Origin of the sequence: Marinococcus luteus (assembly GCF_034497705.1) — a bacterium.
Classification (GTDB): domain Bacteria; phylum Bacillota; class Bacilli; order Bacillales; family Marinococcaceae; genus Marinococcus; species Marinococcus luteus_A.
The window spans coordinates 474572-492458 of sequence record NZ_JAXRUV010000001.1 but is presented as its reverse complement, the minus strand read 5'-3'; the positions used below and the strand labels follow the sequence as shown (position 1 = coordinate 492458).

At 44.2% G+C, this 17887-nt stretch carries 21 protein-coding genes; all 21 read right to left on the bottom strand.

What is annotated here, in order from left to right:
* Positions 1 to 99 precede the first annotated feature (99 nt).
* The 21 genes from Q9M42_RS02495 to Q9M42_RS02395 all read right to left on the bottom strand — a co-directional run bounded on the left by Q9M42_RS02495 (position 100) and on the right by Q9M42_RS02395 (position 17826).
* On the bottom strand, positions 100 to 516 hold the full coding sequence (locus Q9M42_RS02495) for an HK97 gp10 family phage protein (RefSeq protein WP_322524952.1): 417 nt from the start codon (positions 514 to 516) through the stop codon (positions 100 to 102).
* The gene (locus tag Q9M42_RS02490) at positions 513 to 947 is read right to left on the bottom strand and encodes a hypothetical protein (protein WP_322524951.1); all 435 of its coding nucleotides are present in this window, start codon (positions 945 to 947) and stop codon (positions 513 to 515) included. The genes Q9M42_RS02495 and Q9M42_RS02490 overlap by 4 nt, the downstream gene beginning before the upstream one ends.
* A gap of 6 nt (positions 948 to 953) precedes the next feature.
* Positions 954 to 1331 carry a hypothetical protein gene (locus Q9M42_RS02485; RefSeq protein ID WP_322524950.1) on the bottom strand — a complete coding sequence of 126 codons (378 nt, stop codon included), beginning with the start codon at positions 1329 to 1331 and terminating at the stop codon, positions 954 to 956.
* A 49-nt stretch (positions 1332 to 1380) separates the two neighbouring features.
* Positions 1381 to 2316, bottom strand: coding sequence for a phage major capsid protein (locus tag Q9M42_RS02480; protein WP_322524949.1), 936 nt, complete (start codon positions 2314 to 2316; stop codon positions 1381 to 1383).
* A gap of 65 nt (positions 2317 to 2381) precedes the next feature.
* Entirely contained in the window at positions 2382 to 4001 is a 1620-nt protein-coding gene (locus Q9M42_RS02475; RefSeq protein WP_322524948.1) for an XkdF-like putative serine protease domain-containing protein, read from the bottom strand.
* Positions 4002 to 4055: 54 nt separating this feature from the next.
* On the bottom strand, positions 4056 to 4910 hold the full coding sequence (locus Q9M42_RS02470) for a phage head morphogenesis protein (protein WP_322524947.1): 855 nt from the start codon (positions 4908 to 4910) through the stop codon (positions 4056 to 4058).
* 6 nt (positions 4911 to 4916) lie between these two features.
* On the bottom strand, positions 4917 to 6353 hold the full coding sequence (locus Q9M42_RS02465; RefSeq protein WP_322524946.1) for a phage portal protein: 1437 nt from the start codon (positions 6351 to 6353) through the stop codon (positions 4917 to 4919).
* A 15-nt stretch (positions 6354 to 6368) separates the two neighbouring features.
* A complete protein-coding gene (gene terL / locus Q9M42_RS02460) occupies positions 6369 to 7832 on the bottom strand; it encodes a phage terminase large subunit (RefSeq protein ID WP_322524945.1) in 1464 nt (487 codons plus the stop codon).
* Positions 7774 to 8286 (bottom strand): helix-turn-helix domain-containing protein, encoded by a 513-nt coding sequence (locus Q9M42_RS02455; RefSeq protein ID WP_322524944.1) that lies wholly within the window; start codon positions 8284 to 8286, stop codon positions 7774 to 7776. Before Q9M42_RS02455 ends, terL begins: the two co-directional genes overlap by 59 nt.
* A 115-nt stretch (positions 8287 to 8401) precedes the next feature.
* The gene (locus Q9M42_RS02450; RefSeq protein WP_322524943.1) at positions 8402 to 9076 is read right to left on the bottom strand and encodes a hypothetical protein; all 675 of its coding nucleotides are present in this window, start codon (positions 9074 to 9076) and stop codon (positions 8402 to 8404) included.
* Between the two features lie 74 nt (positions 9077 to 9150).
* Positions 9151 to 9621, bottom strand: coding sequence for a hypothetical protein (locus tag Q9M42_RS02445; protein WP_322524942.1), 471 nt, complete (start codon positions 9619 to 9621; stop codon positions 9151 to 9153).
* Between the two features lie 236 nt (positions 9622 to 9857).
* Complete coding sequence (locus Q9M42_RS02440; protein ID WP_322524941.1) at positions 9858 to 10085, bottom strand: hypothetical protein; 228 nt, start codon at positions 10083 to 10085, stop codon at positions 9858 to 9860.
* A 120-nt stretch (positions 10086 to 10205) separates the two neighbouring features.
* The gene (locus tag Q9M42_RS02435; RefSeq protein WP_322524940.1) at positions 10206 to 10844 is read right to left on the bottom strand and encodes a C40 family peptidase; all 639 of its coding nucleotides are present in this window, start codon (positions 10842 to 10844) and stop codon (positions 10206 to 10208) included.
* A gap of 195 nt (positions 10845 to 11039) precedes the next feature.
* On the bottom strand, positions 11040 to 11537 hold the full coding sequence (locus Q9M42_RS02430) for a sigma-70 family RNA polymerase sigma factor (protein WP_322524939.1): 498 nt from the start codon (positions 11535 to 11537) through the stop codon (positions 11040 to 11042).
* 177 nt (positions 11538 to 11714) lie between these two features.
* On the bottom strand, positions 11715 to 12470 hold the full coding sequence (locus Q9M42_RS02425) for a hypothetical protein (RefSeq protein ID WP_322524938.1): 756 nt from the start codon (positions 12468 to 12470) through the stop codon (positions 11715 to 11717).
* 109 nt (positions 12471 to 12579) lie between these two features.
* Complete coding sequence (locus tag Q9M42_RS02420) at positions 12580 to 13302, bottom strand: hypothetical protein (protein ID WP_322524937.1); 723 nt, start codon at positions 13300 to 13302, stop codon at positions 12580 to 12582.
* Positions 13303 to 13359: 57 nt separating this feature from the next.
* Positions 13360 to 14379, bottom strand: a complete 1020-nt coding sequence (locus tag Q9M42_RS02415; protein ID WP_322524936.1) for an HNH endonuclease — start codon at positions 14377 to 14379, stop codon at positions 13360 to 13362.
* A gap of 304 nt (positions 14380 to 14683) precedes the next feature.
* A complete protein-coding gene (locus Q9M42_RS02410; RefSeq protein WP_322524935.1) occupies positions 14684 to 15325 on the bottom strand; it encodes a hypothetical protein in 642 nt (213 codons plus the stop codon).
* A gap of 402 nt (positions 15326 to 15727) precedes the next feature.
* Positions 15728 to 16879 (bottom strand): ImmA/IrrE family metallo-endopeptidase, encoded by a 1152-nt coding sequence (locus Q9M42_RS02405; protein ID WP_322524934.1) that lies wholly within the window; start codon positions 16877 to 16879, stop codon positions 15728 to 15730.
* Positions 16863 to 17540, bottom strand: a complete 678-nt coding sequence (locus Q9M42_RS02400) for a hypothetical protein (RefSeq protein ID WP_322524933.1) — start codon at positions 17538 to 17540, stop codon at positions 16863 to 16865. Before Q9M42_RS02400 ends, Q9M42_RS02405 begins: the two co-directional genes overlap by 17 nt.
* A 79-nt stretch (positions 17541 to 17619) precedes the next feature.
* Positions 17620 to 17826: an XtrA/YqaO family protein gene (locus Q9M42_RS02395; RefSeq protein WP_322524932.1), complete on the bottom strand. Its 207-nt coding sequence runs from the start codon at positions 17824 to 17826 to the stop codon at positions 17620 to 17622.
* Positions 17827 to 17887 lie beyond the last annotated feature (61 nt).

The following is a 17887-nucleotide window of genomic DNA, read 5'->3' as shown; positions in this document are numbered from 1 at the left end:
TTTCGTTAATCTCTTCTAGGTCCTCATGGGTCCGGAGGATGGTGGTAAACGCCTCCCGCACCTCTTTCTTGGTCTGACGCATCCCTTTGCGCTCAATCGTCATAATAACTGCACCTTTCGTAAGCTGCTTCGCACAAATTCCTCATGCCGCTCTCCCGCTTCGTCAATCGACTGTTCAATATAATGTTTGCCTTTAAAACCGGGATGTTCCACTTTCTTCACCGGATGTGCGGCCCCTTTCCAGTACAGCGCCTGGCCGTTTTTCGGACGGATCGTGAACGGGTCCACGCCGTCATTCTGCACCATAGCGTAGCTGACAGAGGTGGAAATCAGGGAACGGAACGAACCGGTTCGCCGGTATTTCCACGAACCGGCCAGCCGCCCTTGATCCTGCGGGGAATGTTCCATGAGGTTGCCCCATACTTCCTGCGTGGATAGGTCGTGTGCCTTTTCGAGCCCCTCCCGAAGCTTATCAGCAAGTTCTCTGACGCCGGCTTGATCGACATTCAGTTTCACGAGTCACCCTCTCCTTCCAGGGGGTCCGAGGAGCTGAACATAAACACGCGCCGCTCATGGAACGGCCGGAGTTCCCTGTTTAATTCCGTAATGACTTTGCTGGTGTTCAGCACTTCCGAGGTAAATTCATCCACTTGAACGATAGGGGAGGAGCGCAGCTGCTGCGCCGTCCCTACCATTTTCGCCACGGTGCGGAGGATGATGTCCCGCATGCCGTGATAGCCTTTGTCGTCGTCGCTGAACGTCTTGTCGATCCGGACCAGGACATCCGATTCAATCCGCTCAATCCAGTCGGTGAGCATTGCGTCCAGTGCTTCCTCCGGGTTCTCCTTATCGCTTAAATAAAAATCATCCGGAGACACGCCGGTGTCCTGTTTAACGTCGGATACCGTAACAACGTCGGTGATGTCCTGTTCTTCAAAGACACCCATACACGGTTATTCCTTCGGCGCTTCGAGTTCTTCGAGCAGCGACTTCCGTTTTTGGCCATTTTCTTCAATCGCTATGGCGTCCTCGTTGCTGATCCCGTATTCGGCAATCGCCTTTTTGAAGTTCTCAATCGTCATGGCCTGAATTTCTTCCAACTGGGCGTCGGTGAGTGTTTCATCGCCGCCCTTGTCCTTGCCGTCGCCTCCGTTGGTTGATTCACCCGCTGGTTCTTCCGGAATAATTTTAATGTCAAAATCCTTCACGGCGCGGAGAACAACCGTCTGGCGCTTGGTCGCTTCCACCGTTCTCGTTTTGTTCGGCTCAAAATTGATCCCGAGCCGCGCCCGGGAACGTTTACCTGTGTTGGTTACTTCTATTGTATTCATCCGTGATTCCTCGCTTTCGTTTAGTTAGTATTAACTCGTTGAGTCAGTATTAAGAGGACGATCCTTCAAAGCCTTTGGCCACGATCGCCGCATTTTCGTCTTCATAGTGGCAGTCCACACGCATGGTCGTGATGAAATCCGTCAGACGCTGGCGTGGTTTGCGGTCCGGCTCAATGCGGACGTCGCGGTACATGCCATAGACCAGATTCGAGCGCGGCACAAGCAGCGCGTTGCCTTCCGGCATACTGGAGCTGTCCACGATTTCAAAGCCTTTGTAGGCCAGACGGTTCGCCTGGGTCTGAGCGCTGTCACCAAGGCCGGTTCCACGGTCCCGAAGCAGGTTACGGTACGAATCCTCAATGTCCCAGTGGACGTACAGCTTCCAGTCTTCCCGGCGGCGGAGGTATTTCTTATCAATCCCGTTGATCATTTCATCGAACATAGTCTCCACGTCTTCTGTGTCGAAGTCCGGTTCGCTTGCGCCGCCGTCCAGTTCGTTGGCTGCTTTCTTCAACCAGCCGTCGATCACTTGCAGTAAGCTGTCGCTCGAATCCCGATCCCCGTTAAGGAACAGTTCTTCGAGGTCCACCCCAGAGCGGTCCGCAATCAGGGTCAGGAGCGTGTTTTCAAAATTCTCGCCCTCAATGTTGTCTTCGAGCGTGGAATCCGTGAACCCGGCAATCGCAATCAGTTCCTTGGCTTCGAGCGTGTTGGTGTCGAAGTTCGGTTTCGATGTTTCTTCCGGGTCTTCGCCTTCATTTGCCCCGCGCATAAACCGGGACGCGAAACCGATGCGGTCAATGTCATACGTGTGGGAGTTCATGTTGATCTGGCGGGCGTCGTCCAAAATACGTGTCGCCTCGGACACCGTGCGGACAAACTGGCTCTGCTTCTGCCGGGACAGAACGCTCGAACCAATGTCGCTCGTTTGAATGGCCTTCACCGCGTTTTGAATATTTTTGAGTAATTGCGCGTTATCTTCCATAAAAAAATACCTCCTGTGTGGTAGTCAGATTGTGCGAAACACCTATTGGCAGCGGGCGTTCGTCTTTACGCTTTCTTTTTGTACCCGAGCATGTCCCGGCCGGTATCGGTATCGGCCTTTTGAGCGGGTTCATCACCGTCTTGTCCGGCAAGCCGCTGCGACAGCGGACGATGTTTTTTCAGTTGTTCCAGTTCTTCCACGGCTTTGTCGTACTCCGACTTGGCTACGGTTTCGGAAGATTCTCCGCCTTCGCCGTTTTCTCCGCCTTCGCCGGTTCCTTTGGATTTTTCGCTGGACTCGCTGTCGTCTCCGCCGTTTTCTCCGGTTTCTTTGTGACTGCCGGCAGTTCCGTTTTCAGCTGCTCCACTGTTGTTTTCATCGTCTGCCCCTTTCTTCGATCCCTCCGGCTCCTGCTGATTGGCCTCTTGAAGCATCGGCGCTAATTCATCGCGCATCGTGCTTTTGACAATCTCCTTGATCTCTTCTTTGTTCATATCCTCGCCCCCATGTTGATTCGATTTTTCCGCGCGTTCCTTTTCCGCCTGGTCCACGAGTGTATCCACCCGCTTTTTCACTTCCACCAGGTTGTCGTAGTTCGCGTCCGAAATGGTCCGCCCGGCTTTCCCCGCTGGAGAAATTCCGAGCAGTTCTGACGCCTTTTGCAGGAACGACTTCTGGTTGCTGTTGAGTTCGTGTTCAGCAGCGTTGGCCACGGCGTTCCCGTCGTTGATTACCTGTGACGCTTTCGTGGACGGGTCGGCAGAGTTGCCTTGCTGACTAAGTTGAGCACTCATACGAGCTCCGTTTTCCACCGGCACGATCTGCTCCTCAATCGTCACTTCCTCCGGCTGGGAGGTGAAGGTCACTTTGCCTTCCTCGTCCATTTCGTATTCGACCTGCATGAACTTCATGCCGTAGTCGTTATGCACCCGCATGACGAGCAGGTTCTGAAACGTCGCATGGATGAAAGGAATCTGATCCATCGTAAAAAAGATGTTGTCCATTTCGTCCTCAACGATCCGCTGCCGGTGTTCGAGTGATCCGCTGACGGCTTTTTGTACCGTGTCGGCGGTGGCTGACTCCCGGGTGGACTTTGTTTTGCTTTTGATCGACACCCATTTGGCTTTCGGGACCGCCGGTTCATCGACCAGGGATACCGCGTTCACCACGTAATCATCGCCCAGGTCGTCCAGGGTGGTCCGTTTCAGCGCGTTATGCTCCGCGGCGTTTTTCAGGCTGTTGTCGTGCTTGGATTTGAGCGTCATTTTCGGGACGCCCATAATGGAGAAGCCTCCAAGCGCTCCGCTTTTGACTGCGTTCCAGCTGTCGTCATCCGTCACGCGGACGGCCATCATCCAGCTTCCTTTCGGGACCGTCACCGTGGAGTCTCCCATGTCATAGTCCATGTCCGTCTTGGAAATGTAGCTTTCGACCAGGTTTCCCACGTTATTGAGGGAGTGCTGCAGGTCGATGTTGCCGTAATCCTCCACGAATTTGTGTGCTAACTGCCGAATCTTATCAGCACTCACCACGTCTTCGTCGGAGTCCGGTTCATCCGGGACCAGGACGGGTGCTTCCACTACGCGCTCCTCGTCGTTCTTGGTGATCACCGGGCCGGTTAATTCGTTCATGCTCATGCTCATGCTCTCACTCCTTCCTGTTGATTGTTTCGCTGCTTGTGTCATTGCGTTTCACCTCCTTTCCAGCATAAAAAAAGCTCCCTTGGCGGAAGCTTATGCTTATGGGTAATACGGGGTGCTGGTAATGTGTTCATCCTCGCGCGGGATATACGGCCGCGCCCGGCAGCGGCAGTTCATGTATTCTGCTTTGGCTCCCCGCCGGTCGCCCGGATAGCGCAGCCCGTTTGAAAAATCTTCGCCTACCTCCACGACTTCGCCGTGCATATCCACATGGCTCGCTTCATTGGTATCGCGGACGCGCGTGTCGCCCACGCTCAACCATTGCTCGTACTCAATCTCGTACTCTTCCATCGTCCGGTGCGAACCTTCGTTCTGCGCTCCCTGCACCTCGTTCCGGGCAATCAACGCCAGGCGGCTTTCCCGGAGGCTGCGGAAATCTTTGCTTAAATCATCCGCTATGTCGTCGATGCCTTTCCCGTCGGCATATCCTTTGGCCAGGGTTTCCTGGAAGTCTCCCTGAATACGCTCAAAGGTGTCGGTGGAAAATTCATATACCTGGTTGCGGAGCTGATCCCGGACCTCTTCGCTGAAATCGGTGCTGCTGAAGTCGATCCCGAACGAGCGGAAGTCATCGAAGGCCATCTGCCGGCCGAGTTCCGCAACTTCCACGCTGTCGTCCGCAATCGTTTCTTTCATGTTCTCGAACGGCTCATCCAACACCCGGGCCACAATCGCCCGCTGGGCATCTACATCGGACGGCAGAATCCCCTCGTCCCGGATCACTTGAATAAACATGGCTTCCAGGCCGTCCTGCAGCCGGTTGAGTTTATTTTGGAGCGCTTCTTCGGCGTCCTCGACCATTTGATCTCCTTTGGTGAAGGCCGGGAGTTCGCAGTGATACACCAAAAACTTTTTCACTGGCGCAAGCATTTGGGAAGCGGTGCTCTGTTTCATGGTCGCTCACGCCTCCTTGGTAGCAATGGCCACCAGTTGATCATGCAGGTCTTTGGTCGACTTGATTTCTCCCTGTGTGGCTCTGCCGCCGGAGGATGAAACCGGGCGCCCACCAATGAAATGCTGATCCATCGCCGGGTCGTCGATCCGTTCCTCCCCGAAGGCTTCCCGCAGATCGTTGGGGCTGTATACGCCAAGGTTCATCAGCTGCTGATAGCGTTTGACCTCGGCAGTGACGTCCCTGGTGTCGATCTGATTGAGCCGGAACTGCCATTCGGTGACACCCGCCTCGTCCAGTACACGGTTCATCACGTCTTCAAAGCGCTCCTGCTTCGGAGCAATCACGGACTGCTTATAAATCTCCGTCGTTTCCTGGGCGGAGGAACCGCCGAGCTGTCCTTCCACCACGATGCCGGCACGGTACGGCGGGACACCATGCGCGGAAAGAATCTCGTCGCGGTTGTCCTGCCGGAACATGCGGAAACTGGCTTCTTTGGTGTCCGTGGAGAGCGCCTGAAAGTCAAACTTGATCGGCTCCTCTTTCGGTTCGCCCTCCTCTCGGGACGCAGCCAGAACCAGCGTGGAATGATTGTGATCCTTGACGCCCGATTTGAAAAACTCTTCAATTTTCCGTTCGGTGTCGCTGTCGAGTTCTGCGCCGGTCACCGTCACGGCGTAAGCGGGAACGGCATGGTTATTAAAGAAACTGATGTTGTACTCCTGCCGCTCCCGGTCGCCAATCACCGCGCTCAGGGCCGGCATAATGTCGGGAATCCCGTAATAATCGGAGCGGCTGGTGTAGTTTTTCAGATGAATGATTTCTGTGGCTCTGTGCTCGTCGCTTTCCACTTGACGAAACACACCGGTACGGGCGTCCAGTTCTTCTTTTTCGCCAAACTTTTTGAACCATACCTGCCGGCCGTTACGGGACTGGACAAAGCGTCGGCCGTCATACGCCGCCCGGACGGTATGAGAAGGGATATGCAGCAAGTGCGATACCAGGCCGGTGTTCGGATCCCGAATCACTTCGATGTCGCCGTTGCCCGTGCTCTCGAAATCCACGAATACTTTCTCCGCCATTTCGCTTAAGGACTCGTCCGGGTTCGGGCGTTTAAGAAACGTGGTTGCTGCTTCTTTCTGTTCTTCACTGGGCTCTCTGTTTAAATCCTGCACCGGTTCCAGATACCAGCCGATGCCGGCCGTGTCCCGCGCCTTCGTTTTGCATGCGCGGTAATGCGGGGTGCTGATCTCCAGAAGGTGCGCCAGATTTTCCAGAACGTACAGCGGCTGTACCAGGCCGTCCTGGGTATAGGCGTTGTTGAACACGTCTGTGACCATCTGATTCGATCCCGCTTCTTCTTTACTTTTGGTTAAATATTGATCCATGTAACCTTTGGACAGCACTTCGCCGTCGCCGGTTACAATCGCCTGGGTTTGGGCCATGCGCGGCCACCTCCTTTAAGTGGAACGTACTTTGACTTTTGGTTTTTTGCCGGTCGTGGTCATGAGTCGGTACACACCCTGCGACATACAGTCCACCTGGTCGTCGTTCGTGCTGTTTGGAAACGCGGCACATTCCTCCAGAAAGTCGTTCGTCCAGGACGCCAGCGACGGGTCGGGAATGTAAATGTTCCCCGCTTCCAAATCCGGCGTAATGGCGAACGCCCGGGAGAGCTTGCTTCCGTTCGGCTCCACCGGGACCAGGCCGTTGATCTGCTTTTTCAGCGTGGTCATGACGGCCGGTCCATTGGCTTTGTCTTCAATCAGTTTCAGATGTGCCGACGGCCATTTTGCGGTGAGATTCCGCACAGCTTGTACCGTGGCGCTGAAATCGAGGCGGTCCCGCACTTGATCAAGCAGGTATTTGTCCGCTCCGATGCGCCCCCACACCTGGCCGACCACAAAATCAGAGCCTTTTTTGTCCTTGAATGTCATGTCCCAGGACTGAATAATCTGATCGAACTTCTTCACATTCGGCGGGTGCTTGTAATACATAAAATAATGGCGTTTCAAAATGCCGCCTTCGCTCGGGGTCGGAACCTGCTGATACAGCGCCGACCAGTCGTAGGAGCCAACGGTCGCCTTCGTCGTTTTCAGCCGCTTCTCATCGTACTTTCCGGGCCATAACGCCTGGCCGTTCTCCCGAGGATCGGTCGGGTCTTTATCTTCAATCTTTTCATCAAAGACGGCCGGATAGCGGATGACTTCCCACTGTTCCGCATCGGGGTTATTCGCCGCCCGTGCCAGAAGCCGTCCGGCCAGATCATCCTCGTGCCAACGGGTGAGAGTGATCAAAATACACGCCTCTTCTTCCAACCGGGTGTACAGCGTGGAGGAGAACCAGTCGTCGAGACGGTCCCGGAACGCTTTCGATTCGGCATCCTGTCGGTTTTTCACCGGGTCGTCGATGATGGCAAAATCCGCACCGAAACCGGTGATCGGGCCATTCACGCCGGCCGACTTGTAGTTGCCCTTGTGACCGACAATTTCAAAGCCTTCACTGTTCCGCAGATAGCTGCCCTGGGAAGCCGTCTTCACATTGGTCCCGTTCAGCGTGGTTTCGGGGAACAGTTCCCGATAGCCCGGCGTGTCGATAATGCGCTGCACGTCCCGGTTCATGGAACTGGCCAGGTCTGCGGAGTAGCTGGCGCCGATCACGTTGGCGTTCGGGTCCCGCCCCAGCACATAAGCTGGAAAGCGGCGGGACACCAGTTCGCTTTTGCCATGTCTTGGCGGCATGAAGACCATAAGCCGCTTCAGTTCCCGGCGGGCCATCTTGTCCAACGCATGGCACAGATTTTCATGATGCCAGTTGATTTTGTAATCCGGCATCGTGTAGGTGGTAAAGTCGGTCAAGCGCCGCCTACTCTTCTCCTGTTGGATTTCCTTCGCTGTCGGCAGATCGACTGATGATAGTTTCAAGGTTGTTCAGCTCCTCTTCCGACAAGGTGGACAGGTCTATTTGCCGTTTGTGTTCAATCGGGCCGCCCTCCGGTCCACTGTGCATATGGTCCTGTTTGTCTCTCCATTCTTTCGGTTTTCGATTCTTTAACCAAAAGATCTGGGCGGTGGTATCCGGCGTTTGCTGCTTCGTAACTCGCTTGGTTTCTTCGCCAAATTCATAGGTGATTTCTTCGTACTCATAACCCAACGCACGCCGGAGTAATGCATTCTCCACTTTCAAATCCACAACTTCCTTGCCCGCTTTTAAGGCCTCGTTTATCTCAGCATACTTTTTCTTGTATTCGTATAACGTGCCGGTGGCAATGCCCATATTGTGGGCAATTTGCTCGTCCGTGAGGCCATCTCTTGCCCAGCCTTCCAATAATGTTAGGCCTTCTGGTTCAAGCCAACGGGCATATTTCCCTTTCGCCACTACCTCACCTCCTTGATGTTATTTGCTCAAAACAGGTCAGGAACACGCAGTTCCCATGTAAGATCTGTTTTCAACAAACAAAAAAGCTACCGCAAATAAGAGCGGCAGCTTATAATTAATCATTTTCAACTAAATTCAAGGCTTCCTTCACTACAGGAATAGTTTCTTTATATACTTCTCCATTTAATTCCTTAAATTCATTTGAGAAATCTTTTTTTAAACTCTTTTCGAAATGAGTTTTATTAATTTTGTGAGCAGTTGTAATTACTATAGATAAATTTTCGATTTTTTTAATTTCTTCTCCCTTTATTGCCTCTACCTTAAGCCTCGACCATTCCGATTTTAAAATAACTTGTTGAAGATAATTAATATACTTTTTATGCGAAATATATTTAATACTACTTTGTGAAAGTTTACCTATGTTATCCAAAATAATTTTTTGGTGTTCTTTAACCGTTAACTCACTAGGATTCATTTGCAGATCGATTTGATTATGCAAATATCTCAATTGTTTCAACCTTTCTTTATTTCGAGCAATTAAAGGAGTATAGTCACGAGATCGTTCAAGTAAATCATTAATTTCAATAAACTGTTCTCTAAGATTATTAATCCAATTTGCTCTTTCTACAGTGATAGTATTAATATATTCTCTTTTAGAAGCTGTTCTACGAGCAACATATCCACTTATTAGTGCCGATAAAATAACACCAATTCCACTTATTAACGCCGCTAACAATACTGGATCCATTAGTAAATTCTCTTTTACATTGGCTAACAATACCAACTCCATTAGAAACCCCCTTTTTAATTGATTGAACGCTGTTGAAAGCACCCACCCGCAGGTAGATGCTTTTAGTTGATTATTTATTTTAGTAGTTTGTGCTGGTAAATTTCTAATACTAGCTCACTCAATCTGTCGAACCAAGGTAATACTCCGTGCTTTCTATCCTGATCTACACTTGATAACTCTTCTTGAGGTGACAATAAATAACTTTGTCCTTCCACCGTTAAGGCTATTTCATACATTTCGTTTTTAAATGATATAGCCGTTATAGCTTTATCTAATTTATGTTGGATCATAGTGAAATCTTTATCTGCAATTGCTTTGTACATAAATAGGTCTGTTTCAGTGAATACATAAAGCTCCAAGGGTTCATCATCTTTAAAAGTATTTTGTACATAAACAAACTCTATTTCCTTTCGATTAAAGTTGTTATCGATACTAGTTAGTAGCTTGTAAACTTCTCTTCCTTTTTCACTCTGCACAATGTAATTAACATCAGAGTTTTCTTGCTTCCAATCACTAATGTTCATATTCATTTCTTCTCTATTCATACAGAATACCTCCCTAGAATATGATTCGTTGTCACATTTCTATATCTTTAGGAGCTTTCCCTTCTAATTTATTCCATTCATTCAATAACTCATCCAGTTTTCTTAAAAGTTCTTTCACATCTTCTTTAGTAATCACAAGACACACCAGCCGTTTTCTTTTTTATATCGGCTCATTTCCTGTATGTTTATTGCTTACTAAAAAAGCACCTACCCGGAGGTAGACGCTTGTGCTTTACTCATTTATTTTCTTCAGTTAGTAAATCAAGAGCTTTTAGATGTTCTTTAACTTCTTCTTTAGAAGCTACGGTAGAAAATTCTGCGACAGAGTGATAACTTCCATCAGTGTTTTTAAATTGAATGCGAATAAAGTCATCATTGTCATCTTCTAAAAAATTTCCTTTGGCCCCGTGGGCTTCAGCCGATGACATATCCTGGACTAAGTTAAATAGTTCATTATTGTTCATAAAAAATACCTCCCTAAATTATAATGCTTTATCAGCTTCTGCCTGATTAGGGATAAATCCTTCAAATCACCTGCATAAATTCATAAAAAAAGGGACACTCCGAAGAGCGTCCTTGATGGTTTAAGATATTACTTCTACATAATTTTCATGGGTCGTAATATACGTCCCGGATGCTAATTCAAACAAATCCGAGCGATCTTCCATGGGCACTCGACGTTCAATTGTATACACTTCATCTTGGTATACTTTTCCGGCTACAGCCGAACTATCCCAGGAAGGCTCGTCTCGATAATTGACCTGGTCGGCTACGACACGCAGTTGATCTCCCTTTCCCGCTACGTTAGTGAGCGGATCTCCAGTGCTATCTACTACGCGACGAGCGCCAACGTATCTTTCTTGCCAGTAGTCCCGAGTGAGATCGGCAAAGGCCACGCCAGTAGATGCTTGAGCACCTAAAAACGTTTCCTCATCGACATAAATCCCGCAGTGCGTGACTTCATTTTGATTTAAGCTCTCTTCACGAGTGTCTTCCCAAAATAACAAGTCTCCGGTCTGTAAATCACTTTCAGCGATTGGCGTGCCGGTTTCAGACTGACTGGCCGCTGTTCTCGGGATCACTTCGCCCGTCACGTAATGAATGACGTAACGAACAAACCCGCTACAGTCAAATGTCTCTGGACCGTCGCCTCCAAATTCGTAAGGCGTATCCAGGTGTTCTTCTCCGTAATTGATCAGTTGATGCCCCAATGTTTGTGCCATGTTCATCATCCTTTCTAATGTTTGAAGAGTGGATGCATGTTTTCGCATCTACTAAGTAAAGGACAATGAATAAGGATTTTGACAACCATTCTTCAAAATTTCTTACATAAATTCATAAAAAAGGACGCTCGCCAGAGCGCCGGAGGGTTTTGTAGGGGCAGTGCACGGTCTAAAGATTGCCCTGCCACCACCAGTTTATATAATTTGTTTGTGGTATTTCAAATAGTGGAGATTTTGTCTAAAGTGTCTATTTTGGCTTAATTGGCGGAGGCATTCATCTTTCAGCTTTCGCACCTTGTCTTTGTTCATTTTCAAGTGCTTGGCAATCGCCCGGTAACTCATTCCATCCATCATGCAGCTGTAGATTACTTCATGCAGGTGGCCTTTTAATTCTCTTTCCCCCAACTCGATAAACATCGCAATGTTCTTATATTTCTCCAGTTGTTTCAAGATCCGTTCTTCGCGTCGCTCTATGTCTTGATATTCGGCCATGCTTTTGCCTTTGCTTCCGACTGGCATAGCGGCTTCAACACCATAGGTCGCGACCATTTTAAACTGCACCATGCTGCCACACGATTCATACAACAGTTCCTGAAGACGCTGGATTTCAGCTTTGCGCCAATAGTATTCACAGATCAGTGTTTCTACTTCGTCGACATTCATTGTTTGATGCTCGCCCATTACTGCTGCCATCCAATCGCCCCTTTATTTCGCTCTCAGTGCCCCACCTTTGGCTCGTTTGTATGTTTGCTTGTGTACACCCATCAACTCTTTGATTTCTCGTTCTGATAGTTGCTGCTTCTCCTGCGGTTTCTTCTTCATACATGCCTCCTAACAAAAAAGAGGACACCAAACCACAGCGTTGGGCTGTCATTCAGTGTCCTCCAGTGGGCTGGTAGAACATTGTTTTTCTTTTTTCTTTTCTACACGAAAATGATATTTATTTTCAAAATCTCTTATTAGATTACAAAACGAATTTTCGGCTGCGCATTTTATATCTCTTAGAATATCTATACCAAGATCATCCATTTTGAAGAAATGCGAAATATCAATTTCCTTTCTAGATTCTCGCTCAGGATATTCGTGCTCGAATTCTTCTAAAACCATTTCAAAATCAAATAACCTATTGCTAATATTCTTTTTTTCCCTATGCAAATCTTGTAGCTCTTTTTTCTCTAATACAGTAATATCAATGTTATCTAAGCTAGAGTATAAAGATTTTAAAATTCTTAGTTCGCGTTCCATCACTAAAATTTTTAGACTTTTTTCATCAACGTCTTTGATAATATCTTTATAAGCTAATTGTATTTCAAATATAGTGTATGAAAACTTAAAAGCAGCGCTTTCTCTAATTATTCTATTTTCTTCTGCTCTTGCCTCGTTTTCGTTTTGTATCTGTTTCTTAACACTTCTTAGAGAAAAAAAGCCAGCTAAAGCAGCACCCAAGAATGCTCCTACAATAGTTCCGCCTGTGGCTAACCATGTGCCAGGTTTAATACTCACATACTTTTCAATAGACGAATCAATAAGCCAAACAAAAAACCAAATAAAAGCTATCAAAACAATAATAGAAACTACTATAATAAACGTTTTTTTTACCCATGTTTTTTTTACCCATTCATGCATTCAGAACTCTTCCCCCCTCGTATCATTCCACCCGCTTCACTTTCCCTGTTTCGTCACAATAATACAGCTTATTGCTGTCGTTCAGTGTCCTCCAGTGGGCTGGTAGAACCTATCTGTTTAATAACATGGCTGTACTTGAAAAGAAGGCTATTAATTGATACAAATCTCTTTTAGTCCATTCATCTGGTTTATCGTTACCATGACTTATAAGATTGCGATTCAAACTACTAATTTGTTCGCGAGTATATATGTTTTCAAAAAAATCTTCTCTATAAATATGGCTAATAATTCTTGCAAATTGCTCTAAATAGGGATGTTCCTCATAGCGATTTTGATACTCTGTAAGGTAAGCATCGACTTTATTTTTTAAAGCTCCGCCATAAATATTTGTATGATCACTGAATTCATCCATCACGTTCTTAATTCCTTTTTCTATACCGGTCACGAGCAAGGGGATCGCTACACGAAACTTGTCATCCAAAATTAATTCATACGTCTCATCCAAAGTTTCATGCCAACTCGGCCCAACTAATTTTTTAATATCGTTAAACTCTGTCCCAAGTCTTTCTTCTTCACTAAAAATATTTATAAAGTATTCATCGGTTTGTTCTTGTGTAAAGCCTTCTAAATAAGGGTGAGTGTATTCTCTTGGCGCCATGTTTTCTGTAATAGCCCAATTGTAATAAAACATGTTTATGTCCATGGCTTCACGTACGTCTTTCATTGCTTTCGCATAGCTTATTTGAAACTCTTTGCCAAATCTTTCTTGGAATTCTTTTTTTGCTTTGCTGATTTCCTCGAAAAGCTTATTCACACTATGCACCATCTTCAAAACTCTTCCCCCTCATCCCATTTCACCCGATGCTTTTCTTACTATTAGGTCACGAGTTTATTTATAACCTTCAATAAAATAAGCATTTAATACTTCGTCTACAGAAACATTTAACCCATATTGCTCGAGTTCTTTTACTCGATCATCATAGAGTTGTTTAATAACATTCATTCTCTCTTTATCTGATGCATGATGAATCATACGGTGGCAATTCGGGCATAAAGCCACCACGTTTCCTACGACGTCGAGTTTATACTCAAACTTATGCTGCTCATTCATCGGTATGAGGTGATGCGCTTCCATAAATGGATGACTATCACTCTTTGAAATAAACGTCGCATGGGCAGCATCGACCTCGCATTTATACCCTGCAAAATGTAAGGCAGTTGCAGAAACTCTCGGGTCCCTGGACCAATGAGAGTAACTAGCCTTTTTTCTTGTTTCATTGAAGGCCTTAGGTTCTGGATTTTCTTTGAGCAGCTGTTGCGCTTTTTGGTTATTTACTTTCGCCTGAAAGTTATCATCCTCAAAATATTCCTCAGATAAAGTAAACTCCTCACTGAGGCTTTGAATCATGCTTAAGGTGGAATCGTATTCCTCTCTCCTCAAGTTAAATTTGCCCTCGTCGATATTGTTAAACCCTTGAGCTACAAAGTTCGGCTTATATCCAAAGAAAGCATTAAATTTTTCCACCGGTACATCGATTCGTTGAAGGTCACTTAAAAAGAAGATATATTCCCAAGTTTCATTATTAGCATTGGCTCCCCAAACTTCTTCTGCTATCTCCCTGCTATGTAATTTAGCAACAACCTGTCCCGCATATAAAAACACTTTTTGAGAGTAAACAAGCATCCAATCTCCAAGTTGAAGTTTCTCCCAACGCGGGATATTCATTCTTCCTGGCGTCGCTCCCCACATGTATACCCATTCACTTACACCCTGTCTATCCAAAGCATTATAAACTTCTGGATCCTTTTCGTAGATCGTATCTTTAAATTTCCCAATATTAAATTTTTGGTGAATGGTAGTATTTAAATGTTCCTGGGCACGTTTGTCACTTCCCGTAAAGTAATACAACAATTCCTGACACCTGCTTTCTTAACTTGACCCATTCTCTATATAGATTAATGTCTTTATGAAACTCATTAATAGTCTAATCTTATAATAAACAACTACATAGTTTGACTTGAATGGCTCTTTTATTACAATTGTACCAAAATTCAATTATTATGTGACTTTAGTCCAATTAGTTTGAAAAATTATATATTTAATTATTTCGTCCGTACTTTGTTAGTCAAAACATTTTTAATTTCAACAAAAATGAGGACTTTGACTACTAGCGTTATGCTGTAGTTTAAAGTCCTCTAGTAGGTTGGCAAAACTATTCATCTTTCTTATTAATAAAATCATCTCTCTTTCTAGCTAATTTTTCTCCTTTTTCTTTACTCATCTCTGTTTTATCTATAGCTTGTCTTTCTTTTTCAACATTTTGAGGAAAAGTATTTTCCTGAGCTTTTGCCCAATATTTAAACCATTTTATTTCCCAAAATATTATATTAAAAATGTTCACTTGCTTAAAGGGCGTATAACTCTCATTCAAATGAGTGTTATCAAACTTAAATTTAAATTTTTTGGCGTAATAATGACCAAAGAAATCATTTGTAAAAACCATTATTGAAAGGTTATTTTCCACCCTCCTAGACTTCGGGCGAAAAGTCTCTATTAATGAACTGTTCTCTGGTTTTTCTTTTAAATTAATAGTTATAGATAAAGTTTTTTCTATATCACCATTTACTAGCATTTCGGGCTTTGATAAATAAAATTCTTTTGTAGAACCTTTTTTGAAACTTAACGCTAAATAAGAGTTTAGTGCCCTAGAGGAACCAAAATTTATTAGATCAACTTCTACTATTATTTTTTCATTTGCAGTCCCTAAATTTTTATTTTTAAGTTTACGGTTTAATATAAAAGGTCTTGGCGCATCATTAGATTGCAGAGCCAAATTGCTTATTCTATAAGCCATAAAAGCAATAATTAATGTGCCAATACCAGTAATAATTCTCCAAAAATCTGGTTCTGCTAAAAACGATAAAATTAAAATCCCTCCCCCTCGTCCTACTTTAATCTTTTTTCTTTCCTTTGATGTTTCACGACCCTAGTAGTGCTGTATGCAGGTAAAGGACCTTAGCAAACAAGTTCTTAGACACCTCTAGGAAGACTGGTTTTTCTATCTCAAGTATATCAAAATTTAGTCGACTTGCGATTTTATCCCAGTAAATTCGAATATTTGTTCCTTCTAAACAATTTTTTATAATTTTGCAAGATCGAACGTCTTTATTTCGAGTCTTTGTTTTTTCTTACAAATAAAGGACACTAAACCACAGCCTCTTGCTGCAATTCAGTGCCCTTTAATAAGGATTAGAATTTATTTAACCCTCTTTAAATGATTGGTAGAATTATTATTTTTAGGCATGTCGTTCACCGACTCACCATTAAACCAATATAGTATTTCTTCTGGGGAAATACCTGATTGAAAGGATAATTCGTTGATCGTTGTTTTTTCGTTATTTACTAAGTACTTAAGTGCTCTGGATAACATTACAGGTTTTTCAAGTGGAATTTCTTCATCATATGGTTCTTCTTTACGCCATTTCTTTCTGCTAATCTGCTGCCGGAGATATAAAGCATATTCTTGAGTGAAAATATCCAATTGTTCTGCTCGAAAAATCATTGCCTGTAATGAAACTTTCCAGTGCCTTTTTAACGTCAGTAGATAATCTAAGCCGATACCGTTTAGATCATTAACAAATGTAGCTTCAGGCATCAATATTTCAGAAGCAAAAAAGTTTGCCTCGTATTCAAATTGTTTTTCATTTTCTCTTTTATTCATCACATTACTTGATAGATTCGAGTGCAACAAAATATGACCTAATTCGTGGGCTAAAGTGAATCTTCTACGCACGCTTGAGGTGTAATTTTCGTTTAAAATAATATAAGGTCTACCATTTATAATAGTCGAACATCCATCAACTAAAAATCTATCTGAATCAAGATAAACCACTATTACTCCTAACTTCTCACAAAGTAAAGTAAAGTTATCTATTGGTCCATCTCCAAGTGAAAGATATCTTCGAACACTTTTTGCTAAATTTACTATTTCATTTTCTCCAAGGAAACAACTAGTTTTTTCAGTTCTTTGTAGAATTAAATTTAATTCAAACTCTGGTAAATACATTTTTGATTGGATGGTCTCAATTAGTTCACTTATCACTGCCACTTGTTCAATAAATTGATTTTGATATTTCTTGGCTGTACCCGCTCTTTTACGGAATATGAAAGGTTTATCATATATATCTCCTGTAGTTATTTCTTTGTAGAAAAAATTGGTCTCAAAGTTTAAGACCTGAACCAATTTATCTAATACTTCACGCTCAGGTCTCATTTTATTTTTTTCATATTTCGATATTGCTTGATGTGTTACACCTACTTCATCTGCTAATTCTTGAATGGTTTTATTTCTAATAGCTCTTGCTTGCGATAATCTTTCACCGTGAAATTCTTTATTTAGCTCTCTCATCCTCTATCTTCCCTTCAGCGTATTGCTGAATTTTCTCGAAAAGTTTATCGTCAAAATCATCATGCAATTCTTCCTTTGTTGAAGTAGGATATCTACCTTCTATAGCTGCATACTCTTCTAATATTGGGACACTCACTTCAAATTCATACATATTATTTGGAATCCCCAAAGTTATAAATTGAGGCGTTTCTGTTTGATACCCATGATTAAATTGATAATAAGTTTTATCTGAAAATAAATCATCACTCGAAACTTCTTCATCGAAAACGAATTCAGTTTGTACTGACGATAATATTTTATCTCTAAAGATTGCTTTCCGTGCACATGAACTTTTAGTGCGCACCTGGTTAAAATGAATTAAAATATCGTCATTATAAAGTTCCAAATATGGATGTGAGTGATTACTGTTAAAATTTATCCTATAATTAAATGGCAATTTATTATTTTTAACAGCTTGTATTATCATAAATTCAAGCATAATGTTTTTAAGCTCTGGTAACAAGAGTTTTCTAGCACGCGGAAATTGTAAAGCAGGTGTGTTTTCCATGAGAAGCTTAGAAGTTCTATATGCTTCTATAGTTAACTCTCCCAAATACCTTCTAACCTCTAAAGGTATTTGTTTATCGATTTTTTTTCTGGGCTCATCTTTTAATATAATCACAAAAACACCCCTTCACCATTTTGCAACCATTCTACAAAATTATACCTATTTTTGCAACCTATATCTATCTTTACTTATTTTAAAATTCTTCCCCCTCATCCCATTTTACTCTCTTCACTTTCCCCTGATGCGTCACTATCTTGGTCTCCCCATGCGCAGGCAAAGGAGCGCAACGTACGCGCCCCTCTGACACCACCAGTACCACTGGTTCTTCTGTCCTAAGTATATCGAAATTTAATTTACCTGTAACTTCGTCCCAATTAATATCGGTCATGCGTTCGGCCATGCTCTCACTCCTTTTTCTATATCACTGGAAATTTTTAATTTTCATTCTTCTTACGCAGAAT